Here is a 25,948-nt window from a genome sequence, read left to right on the forward strand (position 1 = left end):
AGGACTCAGCTCAATATGGAGATCGTCCCTAAGTATTTCAAGGCGCGTGGCAGATTGTCGCACTCCAGGCTGTCCAACCATTGCAGGTCAGCCCAACTGCGTAACCAGGTGAACTGCCGCTTCGCCAATTGGCGCGTGGCGATGATGCCCCGCTCCTGCATTTCGGCTGACGTCAGTTTGCCATCCAGGTAATCCCAGACTTGGCGGTAGCCCACAGCACGTATAGACGGCAACCCGGCGTGCAGGTCACTTCTGGAGCGCAGAGCTACGACCTCATCAATGAATCCCTGTTCCAACATTTGTGTGAATCTTTGTGCAATACGCTGGTGCAGTACCTGACGATTCGCCGGAGCGATGGCCAGATTGGCGACAGTATAGGGCAATTGACCGCGTCCCGATGCGCCTGCTTCAGTACTTTGCGCCAATTGACGCTGACGATGAGCGGTCATCGTCAACCCACTGACCCGATAGACTTCCAGTGCCCGAGTCAGACGCTGGGGATCATTGGGATGGATCCTGGCGGCCGACTCCGGATCCACCGCCGCCAACTGATCATGCAGCGCCTGCCATCCCAGACGCCGGGCCTCTTCTTCAAGCTCGGCCCGCACCTGAGGGTCCGCCGGCGGCATGTCCGCCAGACCTTCGAGCAGCGCCTTGTAGTACAGCATGGTGCCGCCCACCAGCAGCGGAATCTTGCCCCGCGCGGTGATATCGGCCATCGCCGCCAGGGCATCAGTCCGAAAGTCCGCCGCTGAATAGCTTTCTGCGGGATCGAGAATGTCGATCAGGCGATGGGGATATTGCGCCAGCAATTCCCTGGAAGGCTTGGCGGTGCCGATGTCCATGCCGCGATAGACCAGCGCCGAGTCGACACTGATCAACTCGCAAGGCAGCACCTTGCTCAGCTCGATGGCCAGGTCGGTCTTGCCCGCAGCGGTCGGGCCCATGAGGAAAATCGCTGGAGGAAGCTGAGTCATCAACGGCCGCGCAGAAAGAGTTTGTCCAAATCGTCCAGACCCAATTGGGTCCAGGTCGGTCGACCATGATTGCACTGGCCACTGCGCTCGGTATTTTCCATATCCCGCAGCAAGCCGTTCATTTCCGCCACGGCCAGACGCCGATTGGCGCGAATGGCACCGTGACAGGCCATGGTCCCCAGCAGCTCGTTGAGATGAGCCTGGATCCGGTCGCTGGTGCCGTACTCCATCAGATCCGCAAGCACATCGTGCACCAGGCGATTGGCTTCGGCCTGCTTCAGCAGCGCCGGAATCTGCCGGATCGCCAGGGACTCGGGCCCCAGGCGTTGCAACTCAAAGCCCAGCCGCTGAAACCAGGCGGCATGCTCTTCCGCGCAATCGGCTTCACGCTGGCTGACGGCAATCGACTCCGGCACCAGCAGCGGCTGACCACTCAGGCCTTCGCTGGCCATCGCCACTTTCAAGCGTTCGTACATGATCCGCTCATGGGCGGCATGCATATCCACCAACACCAGGCCCAGCGCATTCTCCGCAAGGATATAGATGCCCTTGAGCTGGGCCAGGGCGTAGCCCAGAGGTGGAATGTCCTCCTGCCCTTCCGGCAGGGTGGTGGCCGCCGCACCGGGCAGCGGGGCAAAGAATTCGCGATAGACGCCCTGGGATTCCGCCGCCGGCAATACCGGCTGGGGACGCGGCGTGTACTGGTACTGATAGCCGCTGCCGGCCGCGGAACCCGGAGCGCTGAAACCCGGCTGGGACTGCGGCTGCTCCAGTGCCAGGTTCGCGGCAAGGCGCATTTCGCCTTGCGGTCCGAACTCACCGGCTTCGATACCGGTCGGGCGCACGATACCGGCCACCGCTGCCGGCGCCGCCAATTGATCTTCGGGGCGCACATCCCCCAGGGCTCGGTGCAAGGTGCCATACAGGAAGTCGTGGACCATGCGCCCATCGCGGAAGCGCACTTCGTGCTTGGTCGGGTGCACGTTGACGTCGACCGCCGACGGATCGACCTCGAAAAACAGCACAAAAGTCGGATGCCGCCCGTTGAACAGCACATCGCGATAAGCCTGGCGAACCGCGTGGGCTACCAGTTTGTCCCGCACCGCACGACCGTTGACATAGAAATACTGCAAGTCCGCCTGACTGCGGGAGAAGGTTGGCAACCCCACCCAGCCCCATAGATGCAGGCCATTGCGCTCGACCTCGATGGGCAGCGCCTGCTCCAGGAAGCCCGAACCGCAAACCGCCGCGACACGCCGGGCGCGAGCCGCGTCGTCCTTGGCTTCGTGCAGGCTGAGGATACTTTTGCCGTTGTGGCGCAAGTGGAAAGCCACATCGAAGCGCGCCAGGGCCAGGCGCTTGATCACTTCCTGCAGGTGGTCGAACTCGGTTTTCTCGGCCTTGAGGAACTTGCGCCGCGCCGGTGTATTGAAGAACAGGTCGCGCACTTCCACCGAAGTACCCACCGGATGGGCCGCCGGTTGAACCCGCGGCGCCATGTCCCGACCTTCGGTTTCCACTTGCCAGGCCTGCTCGGCATCCCGGGTCCGCGACGTCAGGGTCAGGCGCGCCACGGAACTGATGGAGGCCAGGGCCTCGCCCCGGAACCCCAGGCTCATCACCCGCTCCAGGTCTTCCAGGTCACGGATCTTGCTGGTGGCGTGTCGTGCCAGAGCCAACGGCAGGTCGTCGGAGGAGATACCGCCACCGTCATCGCGGACCCGCAACAGCTTGACCCCAGCCTGTTCGACATCCACATCGATGCGCTTGGCGCCGGAGTCCAGGCTGTTTTCCAACAGTTCCTTGATCACCGAGGCAGGGCGCTCGACAACCTCGCCTGCTGCGATCTGGTTGGCCAGCCGCGGACTGAGCAGTTCGATGCGCGCGCTGCTGATTACCGAATCACTCATTCCTTGGCCGCCAATTCTGTACCGGGGATGGTCAGGACCTGGCCCACTTTCAACTCATCGCTTTTCAGATTGTTGGCACTGCGCAGGGTGGCCGCCGACACCTGATAGCGCACGGCGATCATGGCCAGGGTTTCTCCGGGGTTGACCCGGTGATCGCGGGGTCCCTGGGCGATCTTGCCGGAGTCCCGCAGCCAGGCAATGTAAGTGCCCGGTGGCGGATTCTGCTGGAAGAACTGCCGCACGCCGCTGCTGATGGAGCGCGCCAGGGCCTGCTGATGACTGGCGGTGGCCAGCTTCGAGGCTTCATTGGAATTGGAGATGAAGCCGGTTTCCACCAGGATCGATGGAATATCCGGCGACTTGAGCACCATGAACCCGGCCTGCTCCACCCGCTGCTTGTGCAACGGCGTGACCCGGCCAATGTTGTTCAGGACTTTCTGCCCCACATTCAGGCTCGAAGTCAGCGACGCAGTCATCGACAGGTCCAGCAGCACCCCGGCCAGCATCCGGTCCTTGTCATCGAGGCTGACGTTACCGGCCCCGCCGATCAGGTCGGAGCGGTTTTCACTGTCCGCCAGCCAGCGGGCGGTTTCCGAGGTGGCGCCGCGTTCGGACAGGGCGAACACAGAAGCACCAAAGGCGGCAGCCGAAGGCGCGGCGTCGGCGTGAATCGAGACGAACAGGTCTGCCCCCTTCTTCCGCGCAATCTCGGTACGTCCACGCAACGGGATGAAGTAGTCGCCAGTCCGGGTCAGCTCGGCGCGGAAGCCCTTGAGGCCATTGACCTGGCGCTGCAACTCGCGGGCGATGGCCAGCACCACATCCTTCTCGTGCTGACCACGAGAGCCGGATGCGCCCGGATCTTCACCGCCGTGACCGGCATCGATCACCACGATGATGTCGCGCTTGCCGGCCGGCGCCGGAGGCAGCTTGATCGCCGGTTCAGCAGGCGTGACCGGCACGGCGGGCACGGTGGTCACTATCGGTGGCGGGGCAGCAGGCGGCGCCGCGTCGGATGGATTGTCGAACAGATCGACCACCAGGCGATTGCCGTACTGCGCGTTGGGCGCCAGGGTGAAGCTTTTCGGTGTGACGGCCTTTTTCAGGTCGATGACCACCCGCAAATCGCTGGGGGTACGCTGCGCCGAGCGCATGGCCGTAATGGGGGTGTTGGCCGTGGCGACATTCAGCGGGCCACCGAGGGTTGCACCATTGATATCGATGACCAGACGATCCGGGGCCGTCAGGGTGAAGACGCTGTGCTGAACCGGGCCGGACAGGTCGAAGACCAGTCGCGTGTTATCCGGTGCCCGCCACAGGCGGACGCTGCGAACCTGTGTAGCGGCCACAGCATCGACGGCCAATGCCGTAAGCAACAGTCCTACGACAGCAACCAACGCGCGAATGCGCATACCTAACCCCATCAATTATTTGAATTCCAACGCCAAAGCGGCACACCAGGACTCGCCTCGCGAGCCTTGAGACAACAGATGCACAGAACGCCCGTTGTTATGCGGGGTAATGGTAATGGTCAGGTCAGGCTTTGGCAAAAAGCCTGCACCCTTCTGGGGCCACTCCAAAAGGCACAGCGCATCGCCTTCGAAGTAGTCGCGGATGCCTAGAAATTCCAGCTCCTCCGGGTCCACCAAACGATACAGATCGAAGTGAAAGGCCCTCACCGCGCCTATCTCGTAGGGCTCCACCAGGGTGAAGGTCGGGCTCTTCACCGCCCCTGCATGCCCCAGCCCGCGGATGATCCCTCGGGACAAGGTGGTTTTACCCGCCCCCAGGTCGCCCTCAAGAAAAATCACCCCCACCCCCTGGGTGACCTGAGCAATGCGTGCACCAAATTCCACCATGGCCTGCTCGTCGGCCAGAAAAAGGGTTAACTCAGACACGGTGATTGCTCCTCCAACAACTGACGAATGGCTGGAATCAGATCACTGGCCGCCAGCCCACGGCCCAATTTGCCTTGTCGCTCGCCGGCGCTGGCATGCAGCCAGACACCCAGGCAAGCCGCATCGAACGCCGACAGCCCCTGCGCCAGCAACGCACCGATCAGCCCCGCGAGTACATCCCCCAGCCCCGCGGTCGCCATCGCCGGGTGCCCGGCATCACAGCGCGCCAGCTGCCCATCGGGACCGGCGATCAAGCTGCCGGCGCCCTTGAGCACCGCAACCGCTGCATATTTTGCGCTCAAGGCCCGGGCCGCCGCCGGCCGATCGGCCTGAACCGCCGCGTTGGTCAGGCCCAGCAGACGGGCCGCCTCACCAGGATGGGGCGTGATCACACTGCCAGCTGGCAGTTGCAGCTCGCCTTGCGCCAGCAGGTTCAAGGCATCGGCATCCCAGACTTGAGGCAAGGGTGCATTGGCCGCCGCGGACAACAGACTGCGTCCCCACGCCCCCTGCCCCAGCCCCGGGCCGACCACCAACACCGACGCCTTGGCCAGCAGCCCCATCAACTGGTTGGCCGAATGAGTGCCCTGGGTCATGACTTCCGGCAGGCGCGCCAGCGCAGCCGCCACGTGCTCGCTGCGGGTCGCCAGGGAAACCATTCCCGCGCCACTGCGCAAGGCACTTTCCGCGCTCAACAACGCGGCGCCGGCCAAGCCGCGGTCGCCGCCGATCAGCAACAGATGGCCGAACTGGCCCTTATGGGCATCCACAGGCCGGCCGCTCAAGCGCGGCAAATGACCGCCAGTCAGCAACTGAACGTCAGGTAATGGGTGTTTTGTCTGCGGCATGCGTCTCAGGGCTCCGATGTCTGGCAGAATTATACGCACCTCAGCCCCGGTTTCTCTCGCCTCATGCCCGCTATTACCCAGGATCTTCCCGCTCTCGCCCAATCGATCAAGGACTGGGGCCGCGAACTGGGCTTTCAGCAAGTCGGCATCAGCGGCCTGGACCTGGCCGAGCACGAACAGCACCTGGAGCGCTGGCTCGCCGCCGGCTACCACGGCGAGATGGATTACATGGGCGCCCACGGCAGCAAGCGCTCCCATCCCGAACAACTGGTGCCCGGCACCCTGCGCGTGGTTTCGCTGCGCATGGACTACCTGCCTGGCGACACCCAGATGGCCCAGCGCCTGGCCCAGCCTTCCAAGGCCTATGTCTCGCGCTACGCCCTGGGCCGCGACTACCACAAGCTGATTCGCAAGCGCGTACAGCAGTTGGCCGAGCGCATCCAGCAAGCCATAGGTCCGTTCGGCTATCGTGCCTTCGTCGACAGCGCGCCGGTCCTGGAAAAAGCCATCGCCGAACAGGCCGGGCTCGGCTGGATCGGCAAGAACACCCTGGTACTCAATCGCAAGGCCGGCAGCTACTTCTTCCTCAGCGAACTGTTCGTCGACCTGCCGCTACCGGTGGACGAGCCTCACGCCAGTGAGCATTGCGGGCGCTGCACCGCCTGCCTGGACATCTGTCCGACCAACGCCTTCGTCGGCCCCTACGTGCTGGACGCGCGACGCTGCATTTCCTACCTGACCATCGAACTGAAAAACGCCATTCCCGAAGAGCTGCGCCCGCTCATCGGCAATCGGGTATTCGGCTGTGACGACTGCCAGATCGTCTGTCCCTGGAACCGCTTCGCCCGGACCTCGGCAGAAGGCGACTTCAAGCCCCGGCATAACCTGGACAACGCCGAACTGGCAGAGCTGTTCATGTGGGATGAGGACAAGTTCCTCAGCAGCACCGAGGGCTCGCCCCTGCGCCGCGCCGGTTACGAGCGCTGGCTACGCAACCTGGCCGTGGGCCTGGGCAACGCACCGTCGAGCATTCCCGTGCTGGAAGCGCTCAAGGCCCGGCAGGACCACCCCTCGGAACTGGTACGCGAACACGTGGAATGGGCCCTGGCGCAGCACGCCAACCGTCAGTGTTCGTCGTTGTAGACGAACTTGGGCATTTCCCAGTGGAAACGGATCGCCAGCAGCCGCAATAGAAAGCCGCCGAACAGGGTGATCAGGATCGACTGCTCGCTCGGCAACTGCAGATAAATGCACAGCATGTAGCACCAGGCCGCGGCGAACGACACGCTGGCATACAGCTCACGGCGGAAAATCAGCGGGATGTCGTTGCAGAAGATGTCCCGGAGGATGCCGCCAAAGACCCCGGTGATCACCCCACTGACCGACGCCACCAGCATGCCGTGGCCCATTTCCAGGGCGGTCATGCAGCCGATCAGGGTAAAGGCCACCAGGCCCACGGCGTCGAGCACCAGAAACAGCGAACGCAAATGACGCATCAAGGGCGCGATAAAGATCGTCACCAAGGCCGCCACCGAGGTCAGAACCAAGTACTCCGGGTGCTTGACCCAGGTCAGTGGGTAATGGCCGAGCAACACGTCGCGCACCGAACCACCACCCAGCGCGGTGACACAGGCGATCAGCACCACGCCGAACCAGTCCATGCCGCGGCGGCCGGCAGACAGGGCGCCGGTCATGGCTTCGGCGGTAATGGCGATCAGATAAAGCATCAACAGCATGATGGCGGTCCTTACAAGAAGGCGCGCAGTCTACTCAGTTGAGGCGAGCACCAAAAGAGGGCGGGTACGGGCGCCGAATGGCATCGCGCGCCCGTTCGCCGGCAAGCCGGCTCCTGAAGGTCAGAACTTGATGAAGTGCTTGCGGTAGTGCTGAAGCTCGGCGATGGACTCGCGGATGTCGTCCAGGGCCAGGTGAGTGCTGCCTTTCTTGAAGCTGTCGCGCACGTCCGGAGCCCAGCGCGCGGCCAGTTCCTTGAGGGTCGAGACATCCAGGTTGCGGTAGTGGAAGTAGCTTTCCAGGGCCTTCATGTGGCGATAGAGGAAGCGCCGGTCCTGGCAGATGCTGTTGCCACAGATCGGCGACTTGCCCTTGGGCACCCATTGTTCGAGGAAGGCAATGGTCTGGGCTTCGGCTTCGGCCATGCTGATACGGCTTTCGCGCACGCGCTGGGTCAGGCCCGAACCACCGTGCTGGCGGGTGTTCCATTCATCCATGCCGGCGAGAATCTCGTCGCTCTGGTGAATGGCGATGACTGGTCCTTCAGCCAAGGTGTTGAGGTTGCTGTCGGTGACGATGGTCGCCATCTCGATGATGACGTCGGTGTCGGGGTTCAGACCGGTCATTTCCAGATCGATCCAAATCAGGTTCTGCGGGTTTTGCATGGGAGGGCTCCTCGGCGTAGTTGCGCAGTTTAGCCTAGAGGACCCGCCCGGCGTGCTAAACTCGCCGCCGCTTTACCCAACCGCCGTAATTATCGACACGGAACACCAATGGCCAAACGCCAGCTCAATCGTCGCCAAAACTGGCGCATCGAAAAGATTCAGGGTGAGCGCGCTGCCCGCGCCGCCAAACGCGAGTCCTCTGCCGTTGAGGCGCTCGAAGGTGGCGACCTGGGCCCGGAACAGACCGGCCTGGTCATCGCCCACTTCGGCGTACAGGTCGAGGTCGAGGCGCGCGAAGGCGAGCTGGCCGGCCAGGTGTTCCGCTGCTATCTGCGGGCCAACCTGCCGGCACTGGTGACCGGCGATCAGGTGGTCTGGCGTGCCGGCAATCAAGGGATCGGCGTGATCGTCGCGCAACTGCCGCGCAGCACCGAGCTGTGCCGCCCGGACAGCCGCGGCCAGCTCAAGCCGGTCGCCGCCAACGTCGACATGATCGTGATCGTGTTCGCGCCCATGCCCGAGCCCCACGCCAACCTCATCGACCGCTACCTGGTGGCTGCCGAACACGCCGGCATCCGCCCCTTGCTGCTACTGAACAAGGCCGACCTGATCGACGAGCAGAACGCCCCGGCGCTCAACGCCTTGCTCGCGGTCTATCGCCAGCTGGGCTATCCGCTGCTGGAAGTCTCGGCGCACCACGGCGACGGCATGGAGCAACTGCAGGCCTTGCTGGACGGCCGCATCAGCGTGTTCGTGGGCCAGTCGGGGGTGGGCAAGTCCTCCCTGGTCAACAGCCTGCTGCCGGAAGTCGAAACCCGGGTCGGGCCGTTGTCGGAGTTTTCCGGGCAGGGCACCCATACCACCACCACCGCGCGCCTGTTCCACTTCCCCGGCGGCGGCGAACTGATCGACTCGCCCGGTATCCGCGAATTTGGCCTGGGGCATGTCAGCCGCGCCGACGTCGAGGCCGGGTTCATCGAGTTCAATGACCTGCTGGGCACCTGCCGCTTCCGCGACTGCAAGCACGATCGCGAGCCGGGCTGCGCTTTGCTCAAGGCCCTGGAAGACGGGCGCATCCAGCAACAACGGATGAACAGCTACCGCTCGATTCTCGCCAGCCTGCCCGACAGCAGCTACTGATCCCTGCGCTCCAGACACGAAAAGGCCGCGAAGATCGCGGCCTTTTCGTTGCTTACCTGGCGCTTCCCGGCGTCGCCGGGGGTGCCGCTGGCTGAGGTGCCGGCGCCGCCGGTTTGCCAGCGGGGGCCTGACCCGCAGCCCCCTGTTCATCCATCTTCAGCACACCGTCCTCAAAGATGTTCAGACGCTGGCGCACCTCGTGAGCCGGCAGCGGTTCGCTGCCCGGCGGCAAGGCATGGGGATCGGCCGGTACTTCTCCAGGAGCCCCGCTGCCCTGAGTCGGTGCTGGCGCCTGAGGATCCACCTGTTCGCCCTCGATGGCACGCTGGGCCTTCTTGGTCAGCACCACAATGTCGATCCGCCGGTTGACCGGGTTGAGCGGGTTCTTGCGATCGAACAGCGCCGAGGAGGCAAAACCCACCACCCGAGCCACTTGCGGATCAGGGTAACCACCGGCCACCAATGCCCGACGCGCAGCGTTGGCACGGTTGGCGGACAGCTCCCAGTTGCCGAACTCGCCACTGCCGGCATAAGGCGTGGCATCGGTGTGACCGCTGATGCTGATCTTGTTCGGCACCGCCTTGATGGTGTCGGCCATGGCCAGCAGGATGTCCTCGAAATACGGCTTCAGGCGGGCGCTGCCGGAGTCGAACATCGGCCGGTTCTCGGCGTCCATGATCTGGATCCGCAAGCCGTCCGGCGTGATCTCGAAGAGAATCTGGTCCTTGAACTTCTGCAACTGGGGATTCTCTTCGACCTTGTTCTGCAGCTCTTGCAGCAACAGTTCGAGACGCTCGCGCTCCACCTGCTCGGCCATGCCTTCCACTTGCTCGGCATCCACCGTGACCTTGTCCGGCTGCGGCTGGGACTTGACCTCGGGGTTGAGGGTGTTTTCCGGCGCCAGCTGCGGAGAGCCGCCCAAGTCGATGATGTAGGGCGTGCCGCTTTCCGAGAAGCCGATCGGGTCCTTGAAGTAACCGGCGATGGCGATCTTCTGTTCCGGGGTCGCGGTGGACAGCAGCCACAACACCAGGAAGAACGCCATCATCGCCGTGGCGAAGTCGGCGAAGGCGATTTTCCAGGCGCCTCCGTGATGCCCGCCAGCAAAGCGCTTGACGCGCTTGATGATAATCGGCTGATTATTTTCCATGACTTAGCGACCGCGAACCGCTTGTTCCAGCTCGGCGAAGCTAGGACGGTGGGCCGGATACAGGACCTTGCGCCCGAATTCCACCGCCAGCGAAGGCGGAACGCCGGAAGCGGAAGCTACCAGGGACGCCTTGATGGCTTCGTAGACATTGAGTTCTTCCTTGGCGTCGTGGGACAGCGAAGTCGCCAGGGGGCCGAAGAAACCATAGGCCGCCAGAATACCGAAGAAGGTACCGACCAGCGCCGCACCTACGTGCAGACCAATGGACTTCTGGTCGCCCTCGCCCAGGGACGCCATGGTCACCACGATCCCCAGTACCGCCGCCACGATACCGAAGCCGGGCATGGCATCGGCGATCCCGGTGACCGCGTGGGATGGATGCTCGAGGTCTTCCTTGAGACTGAACAGCTCCATGTCGAACAAGCCTTCGAGCTCGTGGGGCGCCATGTTGCCGGAGGACATGATCCGCAGGTAGTCACAGATGAACGCCGTCATGCGTTCATCTTTCAGCACTGCCGGATACTTGGCGAAGATCGGACTGGCCGCGGCGTCTTCGATATCACCCTCGATCGCCATCATGCCTTCGCGGCGGCTCTTGTTGAGGATCTCGTAGATCAGGCCCAGCACTTCCAGATAGAAAGTGTGGGTGAAACGCGAACTGAACATGCCCAGGGATTTTTTCACGACGTGCATCGTCATGTAGCCCGGGTTGGCCTGCAGGAACGCGCCGAAGGCCGCGCCACCGATGATCATGACCTCGAAAGGCTGGATCAGAGCAGCGATTTTGCCGTGAGAGAGCACGTATCCGCCGAGCACGCTCGCGAATACGACGATGATGCCGATAATTTTAGCCATAGGTAGGAGAGTACTTATTGAGTCGGGTTCAAGGTCATATTCGGAAGTTCTTAAAACTCTTCTTCTACTTATCGGCAAAACTGCGCCAGACTATAGCCAGTTAAGGCGAAAAGCCAGTTTGGCCCGCTCTGGGCGTGTTCAAAGCAGACGATGATTGCGCCCAACCATGTCTAATGAAACCAACGTCCCACATTCCCCGCCTACCTCTCTCGACGCCTGGCTAAAGCTGCTCAGTGGCGTGCGCCTGCCCGTGCCGCAAGCCAGCCATGATCGGGTGTGCAAAGCCATCGCCAACAACCGCAGTTCACTGCGGGATATCGCCGACCTGATGCAGAACAGCCCGGCGCTGGCCCTGAGCGTGATCCGCGAAGCCAATCGGCATTCTCACGGCAGCATGAGCGAACCGGCAGAAAACCTGGAAGTCGCGGTCAACCGCCTGGGCCTCAAGCGCACCGAAGAACTGCTGGAGCAGTTGCCGACCCTGCCCGAGGAAAAGATCCCCAAGGAGCTGCGGCAACTGCAACTGATCAGCCAGCACGCCACCCAGCAAGCCAACGGCTTTTTTGCCGGGCGCCTGGCGCGGCTGTGGCAGGACATTCACTGGGGTAGCCTGCTGTTCCTCTCGCCACTGTGGGCCATGGCGCTGGTCTATCCCAAGCTCATGGAAGAGTGGGAGCTGCGGGTCATCTATAAGCATGAGTCGGCACGCAAGGTGGAGATGCAGCTGTTCGGCGTGCCACTGATGGAGCTGTGCCAGGCGCTGGTGCAGGTCTGGCACTTGCCGATCTGGGTGCAGCAGGGTTACCGCCTGCTGACCCGTGAGCGACGTCAACTGGCCAGGGCCATGCTGATCGCCCGGGACAACGAGCATCCCCTGCGCCAGCAGCAGCGCCTGGACGCCGATCCGGAACTGCAGCGCTGGCTGAACCAGCCGGCCAACTGCGTCTTGCTGGCCAACGGCCTGGCCCTGGCGGCACAACACTCCTGGAACAACCCCCACGGCCGACGCTGGCAGAACCTCACCGGCCTCTACCTGCAGATGCCGATCGCCCAGGTCCAGCAACAGCTGCACCAGCAGGCCGCAACCAGCGCCCGCAATGACAGCCAGCCCGACCTCTGGCATCCGGCCCAGGCCCTGCTCTGGCCATGGGACGCGCGCCGCCTGCACAGCGGCGAACAGCCCGCGCCGGCACCCACGGCCGAAGAACTGGCCAAGTGGCGCAAGGCCTGCAGCGAACTGCTGCTCGAACAAAGCCCCTTTACCAATGCCGTGCATCTGACCAGCTTTGCCAGGGACGCGCTGGTGGCATGCGGCATGCGTCGGGTGCTGCTGCTCATGGTCGACCGCAGCCTCAGTCATCTGCGGGTACAACAGTTGTACGGTCTGCCCAAGGAGGCTGCGGGCCTGACGCTGCACACCCAACAGAGTTCGCTGCTACAGCGCTTGCTGGAAAAATCCGCCCAGGTGCGCCTGACACCGGCCAACAATGCACAGTACTCCTCCCACCTGCCGGGACAATTGCGCCAGCTGTTCCGCGGCGACCACCTGCTGCTGCGCTCGCTGTCCTGCAACGGTCGGGTACTGATGCTGGTAATCGCCGACCAAGGCGGCGTGCCGTTCTCGGAAATCAGTGTCCAGGCATTCGGCAAGACCGCTCAGTGCATCGAAAAAGCCTTGCACAGCTTTACCAACCGCAGCCAATGACGCTTGCGCTACAATCCCACCCTTTGTGCCCTGGGGACCTCACATGTCTGACTTCTCTGGCTTGCCGCTGGTCATCGAGCCGAGCGACTTGCTCGCCCGCCTCGACGCCCGCCAACTGATCCTGGTCGACCTGACCAGCGCCGCCCGCTATGCCACCGGGCATATCCCCGGGGCACGCTTCGTCGACCCCAAGCGCACCCAGCTCGGCCAGCCCCCCGCTCCCGGACTGCTACCGCCACAACACGCCCTGGAAGCGCTGTTCGGCGAGCTCGGGCACAACCCGGACGCGGTCTACGTGGTCTATGACGACGAAGGCGGCGGCTGGGCCGGGCGCTTCATCTGGCTTCTGGATGTGATCGGCCACGGCCGCTACCACTACCTGGATGGCGGCCTGCCGGCCTGGCTGGCGGAAACCCTGCCCGTGAGCACCGAAGTGCCACCTGTGGCAGGCGGTCCGGTGCCGCTGACCCTGCACGACGAACCCACCGCCACCCGCGAATACCTGCAAAGCCGTCTTGGCGCCGCTGACCTGGCAATCTGGGACGCTCGTGGCCCGCTGGAATACTCCGGCGAGAAGGTCCTGGCCGCCAAGGGCGGACACATCCCCGGCGCGGTGAACTTCGAGTGGACCGCCGGCATGGATCAGGCACGCCACCTGCGCATCCGCCGCGACATGCCGCAGATCCTCATGGACCTGGGCATCAGCAAAGACAAAGAAATCATCACCCACTGCCAGACCCACCACCGCTCCGGCTTCACCTACCTGGTGGCCAAGGCGCTGGGCTACCCACGGGTCAAGGGCTACGCCGGCTCCTGGGGCGAATGGGGCAATCATCCCGATACGCCCGTAGAGATTTAAGGTTTTTAAGGACACCCAATGAAAAAGCGCTTGTTCATCCTCAGCCAGTACCTGCTGCCTCACCACCTGCTGTCGCGCCTGGCCGGCTGCATTGCCGAGTGCCGCGTGCGCTGGTTCAAGAATGCCTTCACCCGCTGGTTCGCCAAGCAGTATCAAGTGAACATGTCCGAAGCTCAGGTCGAGGACGTGACCGCCTACGAACACTTCAACGCCTTCTTCACCCGCGCCCTGAAAGACGGCGCACGACCGCTGGATCCGACACCAGGCGCAGTGCTCAGCCCTGCCGACGGCGCTGTCAGCCAACTGGGGCCGATCGAACATGGCCGGGTATTCCAGGCCAAGGGCCACAGCTACAGCGTGCTGGAATTGCTGGGGGGCGATCCGGCCCTGGCCGCTCCCTTCATGGGCGGCGACTTTGCCACCATCTACCTGTCGCCCAAGGACTATCACCGGGTGCACATGCCGCTGGCCGGCACCCTGCGGGAAATGGTCTATGTTCCAGGCCGCATCTTCTCGGTGAACCAGACCACCGCCGAGAACGTGCCTGAACTGTTCGCCCGCAACGAGCGCGTGGTGTGCATTTTCGACACCGAACGCGGGCCGATGGCGCTGGTACTGGTGGGCGCCATGATCGTGGCTTCGATCGAAACCGTCTGGGCCGGCCTGGTAACCCCGCCCAAGCGTGAACTCAAGACCGTGCGCTACGACGAAGCGGCCCGGGCACCGATCCATCTGGAAAAAGGTGCCGAAATGGGGCGCTTCAAGCTGGGTTCCACGGCCATCGTGCTGTTTGGCCCGGACCAGGTGCAGTGGGCGCAAGAGCTGGCCGCCGGCTCGCCAGTGCGCATGGGCCAGGGCTTGGGCCTGCCCAAGGCCTGAGGCCCGGATACCGGACAAAAAAAACGCCGCTGATCAGCGGCGTTTTTTATTCACTGGGCTTTTCCCCACTGCTCAGAGCTGACCGTCGCGATCCCGGAAGCCCAGCAGATACAACACCCCATCCAGGCCCAGGGTGGAGATCGCCTGCTTGGCCGACTGCTTGACCAGCGGCTTGGCTCGGAATGCCACGCCCAGGCCGGCAATGCCCAGCATCGGCAGGTCGTTGGCGCCATCACCGACAGCGATGGTCTGCTCCAGACGCAGGCCTTCCTTGTGCGCCAGCTCGCGCAGCAGATCAGCCTTGCGCTGGGCGTCGACAATCGGCTCCACCGCCACGCCGGTCACTTTGCCGTCCACCACTTCCAGCTCGTTGGCGAACACGTAGTCGATGCCCAACTTGGCCTGCAACTGCTTGGCGAAGTAGGTGAAGCCGCCTGAGAGAATTGCGGTCTTGTAGCCCAGACGCTTGAGTTCGGCGAACAGGGTTTCGGCACCCTCGGTCAGGCGCAACGAGGCGCCGATGGAGTCCAGCACGCTGACGTCCAGCCCCTTGAGCAAGGCCAGGCGCTCCTTGAAGCTGGCACGGAAATCCAGCTCGCCCGCCATGGCCCGCTCAGTGATTTCTGCCACCCGGTCACCCACGCCTGCCGCCTTGGCCAGTTCGTCGATCACCTCGGCTTCAATCAACGTCGAGTCCATGTCGAACACCGCCAGGCGGCGGTTGCGGCGAAATAGCGAATCTTCCTGGAAGGCGATGTCGACGTTCAGCTCCTGGGCCACGCTGAGGAACTCGGCCCGCAGCGCTTGCGGGTCAGCGGCCTCGCCACGCACCGAGAACTCGATGCAGCCCTTGCCCTGATCGGCCGGCATGTCCAGGGGCATGCGCCCGGACAGGCGATCGATGTGATCGATGTTCAGACCGTACTTGGCGGTGATCGAACTCACCCGCTGCAACTGCTCGGCGGTGACCTTGCGGGTCAGCAGGGTGACGATGTGGCGTTGCTTGCCCTGCCCGTCGACCCACTGCTGGTAATCGTCTTCGGACACCGGCGTGAAACGCACCTGCTGGTCGAGCTTGTAGGCGGTGAACAGAATGTCCTTGAGCACCGAAGAGCTCTGTTCGTTGCTCGGAATTTCAACCAGGATGCCGAACGACAAGGTGTCGTGGATCACCGCCTGACCGATGTCGAGAATGTTCACACCGCCCTGGGCCAGAACGCCGGTAATGGCTGCAGTCAGACCGGGACGATCTTCGCCGGTGATGTTGATCAGGACAATTTCGCGCAAGGCGCACCCCCGAGGTGGAAAAAAAGCGCATTCTACCCACTTTCGGTGACCATCGGGCACAGCCAGCGCTTTGCCGGTCTAGGGCCTGTCGCTATACTGCGCGTCAAATTCACGGACAAAAGAGCCGAGCTCAGTGAACCGGCCCACGCCAGTCAAAACCGACAACTTCTTCCTGCTGATCTTCCGTGCACTGCGCCATCGTCGTGTGCCGATTGCATTGCGCATTGCCAGCCATAACGTGATCCTGGTCGCCCTGGCCCTGGTGATCTATGCCGGCGTGATGGGCCTGCAGTTCAAGCAAGCCATGCACGAACAGGCTGACGCCCTGGGTCAGAGCCTGACCACCCAGACCGCCACCTCGGCCACCGAGCTGCTGGTGTCCAACGACATCCTCAGCCTCAACGTCCTGCTCAACAACCTGACCAAGAACCCGCTGGTGGCCCACGCGGCGATCTACAGCGTCGACAACCGCATCCTCGCCGAGGCCGGACAGCGCCCCAAGAGCAGCCTGCTGGGCGAAACCGAGGGCGTGTACCAGACCAAGATCACCTTTCAGGACGTGACCGCCGGCAATCTGCGGATCAGCCTGGACATGGCACAGTTCCAGCAGCCAATGACCATCAGCCTGCAGAGCATGGGCATCCTCAGCGCCATCCTGCTGGCCCTGGCGCTGGCGTTGAGCCTGCGCCTGGGTCGCCACATCTCCACCCCGTTGCTGCAACTGCGGGTCTGGCTGCGGGACCTGGATGAACACACACCGGCCACTCAGCGCCAGGACGAGATCGGCGATCTGGCGCGCCAGCTGCACGCCCGCCTGGTGCCGGAAAAACCCGAGCCAGAGCCTCAACCCGAACTGGAAACAGAGGCCGACGAGGAACCCGAGCCCGGGTTCGAAGTGCGCAACCTGCGCGATCCGAGCTTTGATCAAAGCGCGCCCGTGGCAGGCCTGAAGCCTGCGCCACGGCACCTGGTCAGCGCCGAGGAGGACGAGCTGGACGAGGAAGATCCGTTCGCCGACCTGCGTGATCACTCGTCGACACCCGCGCCCAAACCGGCGCTGCAACCGCAAACGCCCGCCCAGCCTCAGCACAGCGCGGTACTCGCGGTACAACTGGGAGCCCAGGAGCAGTTGCGCCGCCTGCCACGGGCCCGCCTGATGGAACTGCTGGAGCGCTATCGGGACTGCCTGGATCAGGCCGCCTCGCTCTACCAGAGCGAGCTGCACACCCTGAACGACGGCAGCACGCTGATGCTGTTCCACAACGAAGACAGCGGCGACGATTACCTGACCAACGCCATCTGCTGCGGCGAACTGCTGCGCGCCCTGGGCCATGCCCTGCAGATCGAAGTGGCGGACAGCGGCATCACCCTGCAATTGCAACTGGGCCTGACGCTGGGCGAAGGGCTGTTCGGCCTGAGCCAGATCGACCTGCTGCTGACCGAGAGCGCCCAGGATGCCCTGGCACTGTCCCAGCACAGCCGCAACCTGCTGCTGGTGGAACGCCAGGTCAATGACGACGCCTTGATCCGTCAGCGCGCACGCATCCGCCCTATCGCCAGCCCGGAAGGGGCTTGCTGTGTCGAACGGCTGATGGAGCCCTACCCCTCGATGCTGGAGCGGCAACTGGCGCGCATGCATGAGACACGGGCCAAGCTGTAAGGCTGCCCTGCGTCCAAGAAAAAGCCCGCCAAGTGCGGGCTTTTTTATGCCTGGCGGGTGGGCAACGTGGAGCCCTTCGCCGGCAAACCAGCGCCTACAACAGTCCCGCAGACTCGGTAGAAACTGGCTTGCCAGGACAAAAAGCGACCCGACCTCCCCCACCCCACTGCAGAAACGACAAGGCCCGCCAATGGGCGGGCCTCGTCTTAGCCACTACGTTCAGAACCTGAACACTTCCATATCCGTGCGGATCGGCGTCGCCATCGGAATCTTTGGCTGCTTCTCCTGCTCTACCGGCTTGGCCACCGGTGCCGGCGGCGCCTTGCGCGGCACCTCGGCCACGGCCGGCTGGTTGGCCAGGGGCTTGAGGGCGACCGACAATTGCTCGGCCAGGCGCTGCAACAGCACGCCCTGAGCCTGGACCTGGGAAGCGGTGGTGCCCGCATGCTGCTCCTGCAGGTGCACGATGCGGTTATCCCGCACCTGACCACGCCGATCGATCAGACGCCACTGCGCATCCAGCACCGCCGGCTGCGACTTGCCGGAATCCAGGCGAGTGATCGACAGCAGAACCTGTACATCCGGGGTGAAACCGCTGGTCGCCGGTGCCAGCACTACGCGCTGACTGTCCAGATGACCGGCCACCTGGCGCAACAGCAACTGGTCGATGTCCGAAGACAGGCTGCCCGCCCAACGACCGTCGGTGGAGGCTTGCAGGCTGCCATCGTCCTGGCGTTGCAGGAGGGTTTCGCGTTGCAGGTAATCGGCGATCAGCACCGGTCCCAACAATACCGACATGCCGGCACTGGCCGGCTGAGCTGGACTTCCGCTGTCCAGCTGATACAGCGACACCGGCTGGTGCACGCTGCAACCCGCCAGGCCAAGAACGCCCGCGAGCAGAAAAACAAGAGGAAGGCGCAGAGCAGTCATCATCCCATCCAGGTGGCGGCCACAAGGCTGGCCACAGTGTAAATACTCAAAAAAATTGAATAACGCCGGCAAGGCCGGCGTTTGAAACGCGCATATCATCCGTGAATATGCGCCTTGACTCCAGTGTTCCAACATCGATCCGCCGCTTAAATCCAGGATCAAGCGCTCTGGCCGGCACTCAACTGAGAGGCTCTACCAACAACGCATCGACCCGCTGGAATCCGCGCGGCAGTTTGTTGCCCCGGCGTCCGCGCTCGCCCTTGTAGTGCTCTAGGTCGTCGGCCTTCAGCGACAAGGTCCGCTTGCCCGCCTGCAATACCAGGGTCGCGCCATCCGGCAACACCGCGATGTCGGTGACGTACTCTTCGCGGCTGGCCACCCGCTCACCGGGAATGCCGATGATCTTGTTGCCCTTGCCTTTGCCCAACTGCGGCAGATCGCTGATCTTGAACACCAGCAGACGCCCTTCGGTGGTCACCGAAGCCAGCCAGTTCTGCTCGCGATCGGCCACCGGCCGCGGCGCCAGAACCTTGGCGTTGTTCGGCAGGCTCAGCAGCGCCTTGCCCGCCTTGTTCTTGGCCTGCAAGTCCTCGCCCTTGACCACGAAACCGTAGCCCGCGTCGGATGCGATCACATACAGAGCCTCGTCATCCGGCAGCAGCACGCATTCGAAGGTCGCACCCGGCGGCGGCGTCAGGCGACCGGTCAGCGGCTCGCCCTGGCCACGGGCCGATGGCAGCGTGTGGGCCGCCACCGAGTAACTGCGGCCGGTGGAATCGATGAACACCGCAAACTGGTTGGACCGCCCGGCAGCGGCGGTCTTGTAGCCGTCACCGGCCTTGTAGGACAGACCCGTGGCGTCAATATCATGCCCCTTGGCGCAACGGACCCAGCCTTTTTCCGACAGAACGATGGTCACCGGCTCGGTGGGCATCAGCTCGTTTTCCGACAGGGCCTTGGCTTCCGCGCGGGCGACGATCGGCGAACGACGATCGTCGCCGTAGGTTTCTGCGTCTTGCAGCAATTCGGTGCGCACCAGCTTCTTGAGCTTGGTTTCGCTGTTGAGCAGGGCCTGCAGCTTGGCCTGCTCCTTGAGCAACTCGTCCTGCTCGGCCCGCAGCTTCATCTCTTCCAGACGCGCCAGTTGCCGCAGACGGGTGTCGAGGATGTAGTCGGCCTGGATTTCGCTGAGGGCGAAACGCTCGATCAGCTTGGCCCGCGGATGCTCCTCGGTACGGATGATGTGAATCACCTCATCCAGGTTGAGGTAAGCGATCAGCAAACCGTCCAACAGATGCAGGCGACGCTCGACCTTGTCCAGGCGGAACTGCAGGCGCCGGCGCACGGTGGCCACCCGGAACTCCAGCCATTCCACCAGCAACGCCCGCAGGTTCTTCAACTGCGGCTTGCCGTCCAGACCGATGATGTTGATGTTGACCCGGTAGGTCGATTCCAGCTCGGTGGTGGCGAACAGGTGCTGCATCAGCTCATCGGGATCGACCCGGTTGGAGCGCGGGATGATCACGATGCGGCAGGGGTTCTCGTGGTCCGACTCGTCCCGCAGGTCGGCCACCATCGGCAGCTTCTTGGCCTGCATCTGCGCGGCGATCTGCTCCAGCACCTTGGCCCCGGAGACCTGGTGCGGCAGCGCGGTGACAATAATGTCGCCATCCTCGATCCGATACACGGCGCGCATGCGCACCGAGCCACGGCCGGTTTCATAGATCTTCAGCAGGTCGGCGCGCGGGGTGATGATTTCCGCTTCGGTGGGGTAATCCGGCCCCTGGATATGCTCGCAGAGCTGCTCCACCGTGGCCTTGGGTTCGTCCAGCAGACGCACGCAGGCCGAAGCCACTTCCCGCAGGTTGTGCGGCGGCACGTCGGTGGCCATGCCCACGGCGATACCGGTGGTGCCGTTGAGCAGGATATTCGGCAGACGCGCCGGCAATACCAGAGGTTCCTGCAAGGTGCCGTCGAAGTTCGGCCCCCAGTCTGCCGTGCCTTGGCCCAGCTCGCTGAGCAGCACTTCGGAATAGCGCGACAGACGCGCCTCGGTGTAACGCATGGCCGCGAAGGACTTGGGATCGTCCGGCGCACCCCAGTTGCCCTGACCATCCACCAGTGTGTAGCGGTAGCTGAAGGGCTGGGCCATCAGCACCATGGCTTCGTAGCAGGCGGAATCCCCGTGAGGGTGGAACTTACCGAGCACATCACCCACGGTACGCGCGGATTTCTTGTGCTTGGAATCGGCATCCAGCCCCAGCTCACTCATGGCGTAGACGATACGCCGCTGTACCGGTTTCAGGCCGTCGCCGATATGCGGCAAAGCACGGTCCATGATCACGTACATGGAGTAGTTGAGGTAGGCACTTTCGGTGAAGTCAGCCAGTGACCGGCGTTCTACGCCATCCAGGCTGAGATCAAGGGAGTCGCTCATGCGGGCCTCATTGGTTCGTGGTCTGGCGCAGCAGCATGGTGCCGCCGCGCTGAGTAAATTCAAGTTTCTTCAAAGCGCTCATGCCCAGCAAAACCTGGTCGCCGTCGAGCCCCGGGGCCACCAGGGCCCTGACGTCCTGGAGAAAGATATCCCCCAGTTGCAGACGCTCGATGCGGGTCCGATAACCCTCGCTGCGCCCGTTGGCGGTACTCAGGGTCACCGGCACCCCGCGCTCCAGGCCCAGGCGCTCGGCGAGCCCGGAAGGAATCGAGACTTCGGTAGCCCCGGTATCGAGCATGAATTGCACCGGCTGCCCGTTGATATGGCCGCTGGCAACGAAATGCCCCTGGCCGTTACCGACCAGCTTCACTTCGATGTAACCCTCATGTTGTTGCGAACTGACGACAGTGTTGGGGTTCTCCTGGCGGGCCTCCCAGTCGGCGAAGAACCGCGTGGCCAGGAACAGCGCCGCGGCCCAGGCCAGGATCAGCATCACCCGCCCGGCGCTCTTGCCCGGTTGCTGGCTCATGGCTTGGCACTCCAGCCGCCTTCAGGGGCGGCAAAGCGCCAGACGATGGGGCGGGCCTCGCCATCGGCGCGGGCGCCGTTGTTGTTGTCCAGTCCGATCCAAGCGCCCTTGGCATCCACCACCAGAGCCTCCGCCAAGCCGTAAGGCTGTGGATAACGCCGGTGTTCCAGCAGCGCCTCGGCCGCAAAGGACCAGCACAGCTCAACCTTGGCGCTCTGCGCATCCCGGCGGCAGATCTGGTAGGCATTGCGCTCCAGGGTGAACAGCTTGCCATCGAACAGCGACAGGTCGGCAAAGTCCCGGGACACCGCCTTGGCGTTGGGCACCTGCGGTGGCTGCATTTCCGAGCCGGCCTCACTGAGCAGCACGCAACCGCCATCACAGTCCCAGGTGGTCTGCCCCCGCTTGATCAACAACAGCCCGCGCCGCTCTCGCTCTGCCGCCAGCCAGATCCGGTCACCGGCGGGGTTCACCGCCAGGCCTTCAAACAAGGCATTGAAATGCAGGAGCATGCCGCTGGCCCGCGCTTCACGGACCATGATCGGCGAAATCTTCAACCAGGCCGGAGCGCCTTGCGCCGGGACTTTGAGCACCGTGGCGTGAGCTTCGCTGACCACATATTTGTTGCCCGCGGCGTCGCAGGAGATGCCTTCGAAATCCAGGTCGCCGCCACGCACGAAGGACGCGGCCCAGGTCCGCGACTTCAAGCCCCAGGGCAAGCCCGTGTCCGGCACCGCCGGCACTTCCAGCTTGAGGGCCTCGGCCTGCCAGACGCTGTCGCGGGTATCGAGCTTGTAGATCTGATCGTCGTCGCGGTCGGAAACCGTCCACAACTCCTGGCCGCATAGCGCCAGCCCAGACAGATTGCCGCCGCGCATGCCTTCCACAGGATGCTCGGACAGCAAGGTCAGTTCGGGCGCAGGCGCGGCCACCACCGAGGTTGCCAATAGCGCTAGGGCCAGGGCAAAACCTCTGTGCATCAGGCCAGCACCTCGGCCAGGTTGCCCTTGGACTCCAGCCAGGATTTGCGATCACCGGCGCGTTTCTTCGCCAGCAGCATGTCCATGATTTCCGCGGTGGCCTCGACGTCGTCCAGGGTCAACTGCACCAGGCGCCGAGTGTTCGGGTCCATGGTGGTCTCGCGCAGCTGCGGCGGGTTCATTTCACCCAGCCCCTTGAATCGGGTGACCTGGGGCTTGCCGCGTTTCTTCTCGGCCACCAGGCGGTCGAGAATGCCGTCGCGCTCGGCCTCGTCCAGGGCGTAGTAGATTTCCTTGCCCAGGTCGATGCGGTACAGCGGCGGCATGGCCACATAGACGTGGCCGGCATCCACCAGCGGACGGAAATGCTGGACGAACAGGGCACAGAGCAAGGTGGCGATGTGCAGACCGTCGGAGTCGGCGTCGGCGAGGATGCAGATCTTGCCGTAGCGCAGCTGGCTCATGTCCTCGGCGCCCGGATCGACACCGATGGCTACCGCAATGTTGTGCACTTCCTGGCTGGCCAGAACTTCGCTGCCGTCCACTTCCCAGGTGTTGAGGATCTTGCCGCGCAGCGGCAGGATCGCCTGGAATTCCTTGTCCCGTGCCTGCTTGGCCGAACCACCCGCGGAATCACCCTCCACCAGGAACAGCTCGGAACGCATCGGGTCCTGGCCGGCGCAGTCCGCCAGCTTGCCGGGCAGTGCCGGGCCCTGGGTAATGCGCTTGCGCTCGACCTTCTTGCTGGCCTTCAGGCGGCGGCCGGCGTTGCTGATGGCCAGCTCCGCCAGTTGCATGCCCAACTCGGGGTTGGCATTGAGCCACAGGCTGAAGGCGTCCTTGACCACTCCGGACACGAACGCCGCCGCCTCACGGGACGACAGCCGCTCCTTGGTCTGGCCGGAGAATTGCGCGTCCTGCATCTTCATCGACAGGACGAAGGCGATGCGCTCCCAGACGTCTTCCGGGGCCAGCTTCAGGCCGCGGGGCAGCAGGTTGCGGAATTCGCAGAACTCGCGCATGGCATCCAGCAGGCCCTGGCGCAGGCCGTTGACGTGGGTACCGCCCTGGGCCGTGGGGATCAGGTTGACGTAGCTTTCCTGAACGCTGTCGCCGCCTTCGGGCAGCCACAGCAGGGCCCAGTCCACCGCTTCCTTGTTGCCTGCCAGGCTGCCGCAGAACGGCTCGTTGGGCAGGCGCTCGAATTCACTGACCGCGTCCACCAGATAGGAACGCAGGCCATCTTCGTAATGCCACTCGACCTTCTCGCCGCTGGACTTGTCCTCGAAGCTCACCAGCAGCCCCGGGCACAGCACGGCCTTGGCCTTGAGCACGTGCTTGAGGCGGCTGACGGAGAATTTCGGCGAATCGAAGTATTTCGGGTCCGGGGCAAAGTACACGCTGGTGCCGGTGTTGCGCTTGCCGACGGTGCCGACCACTTCCAGCTCGCTGGCCTTGTAGCCGTCGGCGAAGGTCATCTGGTATTCGTTGCCGTCGCGCTTGACCCGTACCCGCACCTGGTTCGACAGGGCGTTGACCACGGAAATACCCACCCCGTGCAGACCGCCGGAGAACTGGTAGTTCTTGTTGGAGAACTTGCCGCCGGCGTGGAGCTTGGTGAGGATCAGCTCGATCCCGGAGACGCCCTCTTCCGGGTGGATGTCCACGGGCATGCCGCGGCCGTCGTCGGAGACTTCCAGGGAGTGATCGGCGTGCAGGATGACCTGTATCGACTTCGCATGGCCGGCCAGGGCTTCGTCGACACTGTTGTCGATGACTTCCTGGGCCAGGTGGTTGGGCCGCGTGGTGTCGGTGTACATGCCCGGGCGTTTGCGCACCGGGTCGAGTCCCGAGAGGACTTCGATGGCGTCTGCGTTATAAGAGCTAGCGCTGGGAGTGGCCATGGGTTCTCGTCGTTAGTCGTTCAATGAATATGGGGCGAGGCTTCACAGTGCCGTGAAGTCGATCGCCTGGTACTGATCGGCAGTGATGCCGGCAAAATTCAACATTGCCGGCAATTGTCCGGTAAATCCTTGGAAACTATGATCGCCGCCGGCCTGGATGCGCAAGGCACAGGCGCGGTAGTAGCGCTCGGCGCTGCGATAGTCCAGCGTCTCGTCCCCGGTCTGCAACCACACCTGATAACGCTGCGGGTCCTGGGGTGGCGCGACTTCCAGCGCCGCCAGCGCCGCCACGTGGTCGTGGGTCAGTTCCCAGGTTTCGTCGGTGTACAGGTTCTTCTGCGTGCCCAGATAACCGTCGAACATCCGGTGCGGGCTGACAGCAGGGTTGATCAGCAGGGCTTTCAGACCATAGCGCTCGGCAAGGTGAGTCGCATAGTAGCCGCCGAGCGAGCTGCCGACCAGCAATGGACGACCGAGTTCGGCAATCGCCTGTTCCAGCTGGCCAATGGCCTGGCGCGGATGGTGATGCAGGGCCGGTACGCGCAATTGCTCGCCCAGCCCCAACTGCTCCATGACGCGCCGCAACTGGGAGGCCTTGGTTGACGCGGGCGCACTGTTGAAGCCGTGGATATAAAGGATCGAACCGGACATGCGAACTCCCTGTGCACCTGGGCAAAAGCCGCAGTTTACAGGGATGACGGCAGCTAACGAAGCCGCTTCAGTAGCCGTTGCTGCCGTAATCGATGCTGAATGCGTAGCCGTGGACCCGTTGTACACCGGTTTCCAACCGTCCATCGGGCAGCAGGCGCAGCCAGCGATAGCCGGGCACCTGTTCTTCGACCTTGAAATCGTCGCTGCCGGGCTCGAACTGGATGCAGGTAGAGGGTGAGGCCAACAGCCGCACGTCGCCACGCAAGCGGTCGATCTCCTGATGCACATGCCCCCAGAGCAAGGCGCGAACCTGGGGGAAGCGGTCGAGCACGGCAAACAGCGCCTCGGCATTGCGCAGGCCGATGGGCTCCATCCAGGCGCAGTCGATGGACACCGGATGGTGGTGCAGGCAAATCAGGTGATGACGCTCGGGCGCCTCGCCCAGGGAGCGGGCCAGCAATTGCAACTGGTCGTCCTGCAGATAGCCCGGCACTGAACCGGGCACCGACGAATCCAGCAGGGTTATGCGCCAGTTGCCGATGTCGATGATCGGTTCCAGCAGATCGCAGTCCCGCGTCGCCAGTTGCATGACCTGTGGCTCGTCATGATTACCGGGCAACCAGCGGCCTGGCGCCGGAATCTGCCGGGTCAACTGACGAAAGCGCTGATAGGACTCCAGAGTGCCGTCCTGGGACAGATCGCCGGTGGCCAGCATCAGGTCGATCCGCGGCTGCTGCGCCAGCACCAGGTCGATGACCCGTTGCAGGCTGTCGGCGGTGTTCATGCCCAGCAGCGCACCGTCGGTGTCGGCAAACAGATGGCTATCGGACAGTTGCACCAGCAGCACCGAGTCGTCGGCAGTCAGTGCGGATACGCTTGGCACGGCGTTCTCCCGGTGCAAGGGCACAAAGCATGATGAAGGCGGTAATTATGCTGGGGGAAGCAAAAAA

The 25,948-nt window shown here is 63.6% G+C and carries 23 protein-coding genes; 6 read left to right on the forward strand and 17 right to left on the reverse strand.

Annotated elements, in window-relative coordinates:
- Window positions 1-5 precede the first annotated feature (5 nt).
- Genes miaA through L1O02_RS28205 form a run of 5 tightly spaced genes read right to left on the reverse strand, consistent with a single transcriptional unit; the run spans window position 6 to window position 5,633 of the window.
- Entirely contained in the window at window positions 6-977 is a 972-nt protein-coding gene (gene miaA, locus L1O02_RS28185) for a tRNA (adenosine(37)-N6)-dimethylallyltransferase MiaA (RefSeq protein WP_108545955.1), read from the reverse strand.
- Entirely contained in the window at window positions 977-2,887 is a 1,911-nt protein-coding gene (gene mutL, locus L1O02_RS28190; RefSeq protein WP_108545954.1) for a DNA mismatch repair endonuclease MutL, read from the reverse strand. The genes miaA and mutL overlap by 1 nt, the downstream gene beginning before the upstream one ends.
- Window positions 2,884-4,311, reverse strand: coding sequence for an N-acetylmuramoyl-L-alanine amidase (locus tag L1O02_RS28195; protein ID WP_219915011.1), 1,428 nt, complete (start codon window positions 4,309-4,311; stop codon window positions 2,884-2,886). The genes mutL and L1O02_RS28195 overlap by 4 nt, the downstream gene beginning before the upstream one ends.
- A 3-nt stretch (window positions 4,312-4,314) precedes the next feature.
- Window positions 4,315-4,785 carry a tRNA (adenosine(37)-N6)-threonylcarbamoyltransferase complex ATPase subunit type 1 TsaE gene (gene tsaE, locus L1O02_RS28200; protein WP_060837261.1) on the reverse strand — a complete coding sequence of 157 codons (471 nt, stop codon included), beginning with the start codon at window positions 4,783-4,785 and terminating at the stop codon, window positions 4,315-4,317.
- Window positions 4,773-5,633, reverse strand: coding sequence for an NAD(P)H-hydrate dehydratase (locus L1O02_RS28205; protein WP_108545952.1), 861 nt, complete (start codon window positions 5,631-5,633; stop codon window positions 4,773-4,775). The genes tsaE and L1O02_RS28205 overlap by 13 nt, the downstream gene beginning before the upstream one ends.
- Before the next feature lie 63 nt (window positions 5,634-5,696).
- On the opposite strand from L1O02_RS28205, the gene queG reads away from it, so the two are divergent.
- Window positions 5,697-6,776, forward strand: coding sequence for a tRNA epoxyqueuosine(34) reductase QueG (gene queG / locus L1O02_RS28210; RefSeq protein WP_060837259.1), 1,080 nt, complete (start codon window positions 5,697-5,699; stop codon window positions 6,774-6,776).
- Here queG and L1O02_RS28215 read toward each other — a convergent pair.
- Both L1O02_RS28215 and orn read right to left on the reverse strand, forming a co-directional pair.
- Window positions 6,758-7,372, reverse strand: a complete 615-nt coding sequence (locus L1O02_RS28215; RefSeq protein ID WP_173655924.1) for a trimeric intracellular cation channel family protein — start codon at window positions 7,370-7,372, stop codon at window positions 6,758-6,760. The genes queG and L1O02_RS28215 overlap by 19 nt on opposite strands.
- 117 nt (window positions 7,373-7,489) lie before the next feature.
- Complete coding sequence (gene orn, locus L1O02_RS28220; protein ID WP_011058931.1) at window positions 7,490-8,032, reverse strand: oligoribonuclease; 543 nt, start codon at window positions 8,030-8,032, stop codon at window positions 7,490-7,492.
- 108 nt (window positions 8,033-8,140) lie between these two features.
- On the opposite strand from orn, the gene rsgA reads away from it, so the two are divergent.
- Complete coding sequence (gene rsgA / locus L1O02_RS28225) at window positions 8,141-9,172, forward strand: small ribosomal subunit biogenesis GTPase RsgA (protein ID WP_016965247.1); 1,032 nt, start codon at window positions 8,141-8,143, stop codon at window positions 9,170-9,172.
- A 52-nt stretch (window positions 9,173-9,224) separates the two neighbouring features.
- Here rsgA and motB read toward each other — a convergent pair whose 3' ends face one another.
- Both motB and motA read right to left on the reverse strand, forming a co-directional pair.
- Window positions 9,225-10,322, reverse strand: coding sequence for a flagellar motor protein MotB (motB, locus tag L1O02_RS28230; protein WP_060837258.1), 1,098 nt, complete (start codon window positions 10,320-10,322; stop codon window positions 9,225-9,227).
- Between the two features lie 3 nt (window positions 10,323-10,325).
- Window positions 10,326-11,177, reverse strand: coding sequence for a flagellar motor stator protein MotA (motA, locus tag L1O02_RS28235; protein ID WP_060837257.1), 852 nt, complete (start codon window positions 11,175-11,177; stop codon window positions 10,326-10,328).
- Window positions 11,178-11,343: 166 nt separating this feature from the next.
- On the opposite strand from motA, the gene L1O02_RS28240 reads away from it, so the two are divergent.
- Genes L1O02_RS28240 through asd form a run of 3 tightly spaced genes read left to right on the forward strand, consistent with a single transcriptional unit; the run spans window position 11,344 to window position 14,620 of the window.
- A complete protein-coding gene (locus tag L1O02_RS28240) occupies window positions 11,344-12,882 on the forward strand; it encodes an HDOD domain-containing protein (RefSeq protein WP_108545951.1) in 1,539 nt (512 codons plus the stop codon).
- 43 nt (window positions 12,883-12,925) lie between these two features.
- A complete protein-coding gene (rhdA, locus tag L1O02_RS28245) occupies window positions 12,926-13,741 on the forward strand; it encodes a thiosulfate sulfurtransferase (protein ID WP_060842322.1) in 816 nt (271 codons plus the stop codon).
- An 18-nt stretch (window positions 13,742-13,759) separates the two neighbouring features.
- Window positions 13,760-14,620: an archaetidylserine decarboxylase gene (gene asd / locus L1O02_RS28250; RefSeq protein ID WP_060837254.1), complete on the forward strand. Its 861-nt coding sequence runs from the start codon at window positions 13,760-13,762 to the stop codon at window positions 14,618-14,620.
- 72 nt (window positions 14,621-14,692) lie between these two features.
- Here asd and serB read toward each other — a convergent pair whose 3' ends face one another.
- Window positions 14,693-15,907 carry a phosphoserine phosphatase SerB gene (serB, locus tag L1O02_RS28255; protein WP_016964907.1) on the reverse strand — a complete coding sequence of 405 codons (1,215 nt, stop codon included), beginning with the start codon at window positions 15,905-15,907 and terminating at the stop codon, window positions 14,693-14,695.
- Between the two features lie 133 nt (window positions 15,908-16,040).
- Between serB and L1O02_RS28260 the strand changes: the two genes are divergently transcribed.
- Entirely contained in the window at window positions 16,041-17,567 is a 1,527-nt protein-coding gene (locus L1O02_RS28260; protein WP_235759131.1) for an AhpA/YtjB family protein, read from the forward strand.
- A 219-nt stretch (window positions 17,568-17,786) separates the two neighbouring features.
- Here the strand turns inward: L1O02_RS28260 and L1O02_RS28265 are convergent, their stop codons facing one another.
- The 7 genes from L1O02_RS28265 to cpdA all read right to left on the reverse strand — a co-directional run bounded on the left by L1O02_RS28265 (window position 17,787) and on the right by cpdA (window position 25,881).
- Window positions 17,787-18,497 carry an ABC-type transport auxiliary lipoprotein family protein gene (locus L1O02_RS28265; protein ID WP_060837252.1) on the reverse strand — a complete coding sequence of 237 codons (711 nt, stop codon included), beginning with the start codon at window positions 18,495-18,497 and terminating at the stop codon, window positions 17,787-17,789.
- Window positions 18,498-18,675: 178 nt separating this feature from the next.
- A complete protein-coding gene (parC, locus tag L1O02_RS28270) occupies window positions 18,676-20,934 on the reverse strand; it encodes a DNA topoisomerase IV subunit A (RefSeq protein ID WP_060842320.1) in 2,259 nt (752 codons plus the stop codon).
- 7 nt (window positions 20,935-20,941) lie between these two features.
- Window positions 20,942-21,463: a TIGR02281 family clan AA aspartic protease gene (locus L1O02_RS28275; RefSeq protein WP_108545949.1), complete on the reverse strand. Its 522-nt coding sequence runs from the start codon at window positions 21,461-21,463 to the stop codon at window positions 20,942-20,944.
- A complete protein-coding gene (locus L1O02_RS28280; protein ID WP_060837249.1) occupies window positions 21,460-22,443 on the reverse strand; it encodes an esterase-like activity of phytase family protein in 984 nt (327 codons plus the stop codon). The genes L1O02_RS28275 and L1O02_RS28280 overlap by 4 nt, the downstream gene beginning before the upstream one ends.
- Complete coding sequence (parE, locus tag L1O02_RS28285) at window positions 22,443-24,347, reverse strand: DNA topoisomerase IV subunit B (protein ID WP_060837248.1); 1,905 nt, start codon at window positions 24,345-24,347, stop codon at window positions 22,443-22,445. The genes L1O02_RS28280 and parE overlap by 1 nt, the downstream gene beginning before the upstream one ends.
- A 42-nt stretch (window positions 24,348-24,389) precedes the next feature.
- Window positions 24,390-24,998 carry a YqiA/YcfP family alpha/beta fold hydrolase gene (locus tag L1O02_RS28290; protein ID WP_060842316.1) on the reverse strand — a complete coding sequence of 203 codons (609 nt, stop codon included), beginning with the start codon at window positions 24,996-24,998 and terminating at the stop codon, window positions 24,390-24,392.
- 67 nt (window positions 24,999-25,065) lie between these two features.
- Window positions 25,066-25,881 carry a 3',5'-cyclic-AMP phosphodiesterase gene (gene cpdA / locus L1O02_RS28295; protein ID WP_235759133.1) on the reverse strand — a complete coding sequence of 272 codons (816 nt, stop codon included), beginning with the start codon at window positions 25,879-25,881 and terminating at the stop codon, window positions 25,066-25,068.
- Between the last annotated feature and the right edge of the window lie 67 nt (window positions 25,882-25,948).

The sequence above is a fragment of the Pseudomonas sp. BC42 genome (genome assembly GCF_021560055.1).
GTDB lineage: Bacteria > Pseudomonadota > Gammaproteobacteria > Pseudomonadales > Pseudomonadaceae > Aquipseudomonas.

Bases quoted from the DNA above. Each gene is read 5' to 3' on its own strand.
- L1O02_RS28275 (WP_108545949.1), bottom strand. From the start codon at position 21,463: ATGAGCCAGCAACCGGGCAAGAGCGCCGGGCGGGTGATGCTGATCCTG.
- L1O02_RS28265 (WP_060837252.1), bottom strand. From the start codon at position 18,497: ATGACTGCTCTGCGCCTTCCTCTTGTTTTTCTGCTCGCGGGCGTTCTT.
- rhdA (WP_060842322.1), top strand. From the start codon at position 12,926: ATGTCTGACTTCTCTGGCTTGCCGCTGGTCATCGAGCCGAGCGACTTG.
- parE (WP_060837248.1), bottom strand. From the start codon at position 24,347: ATGGCCACTCCCAGCGCTAGCTCTTATAACGCAGACGCCATCGAAGTC.
- L1O02_RS28205 (WP_108545952.1), bottom strand. From the start codon at position 5,633: ATGCCGCAGACAAAACACCCATTACCTGACGTTCAGTTGCTGACTGGC.
- motA (WP_060837257.1), bottom strand. From the start codon at position 11,177: ATGGCTAAAATTATCGGCATCATCGTCGTATTCGCGAGCGTGCTCGGC.
- mutL (WP_108545954.1), bottom strand. From the start codon at position 2,887: ATGAGTGATTCGGTAATCAGCAGCGCGCGCATCGAACTGCTCAGTCCG.
- asd (WP_060837254.1), top strand. From the start codon at position 13,760: ATGAAAAAGCGCTTGTTCATCCTCAGCCAGTACCTGCTGCCTCACCAC.
- orn (WP_011058931.1), bottom strand. From the start codon at position 8,032: ATGCAAAACCCGCAGAACCTGATTTGGATCGATCTGGAAATGACCGGT.
- queG (WP_060837259.1), top strand. From the start codon at position 5,697: ATGCCCGCTATTACCCAGGATCTTCCCGCTCTCGCCCAATCGATCAAG.
- miaA (WP_108545955.1), bottom strand. From the start codon at position 977: ATGACTCAGCTTCCTCCAGCGATTTTCCTCATGGGCCCGACCGCTGCG.
- L1O02_RS28290 (WP_060842316.1), bottom strand. From the start codon at position 24,998: ATGTCCGGTTCGATCCTTTATATCCACGGCTTCAACAGTGCGCCCGCG.
- L1O02_RS28280 (WP_060837249.1), bottom strand. From the start codon at position 22,443: ATGCACAGAGGTTTTGCCCTGGCCCTAGCGCTATTGGCAACCTCGGTG.
- parC (WP_060842320.1), bottom strand. From the start codon at position 20,934: ATGAGCGACTCCCTTGATCTCAGCCTGGATGGCGTAGAACGCCGGTCA.
- motB (WP_060837258.1), bottom strand. From the start codon at position 10,322: ATGGAAAATAATCAGCCGATTATCATCAAGCGCGTCAAGCGCTTTGCT.
- L1O02_RS28195 (WP_219915011.1), bottom strand. From the start codon at position 4,311: ATGGGGTTAGGTATGCGCATTCGCGCGTTGGTTGCTGTCGTAGGACTG.
- rsgA (WP_016965247.1), top strand. From the start codon at position 8,141: ATGGCCAAACGCCAGCTCAATCGTCGCCAAAACTGGCGCATCGAAAAG.
- L1O02_RS28240 (WP_108545951.1), top strand. From the start codon at position 11,344: ATGTCTAATGAAACCAACGTCCCACATTCCCCGCCTACCTCTCTCGAC.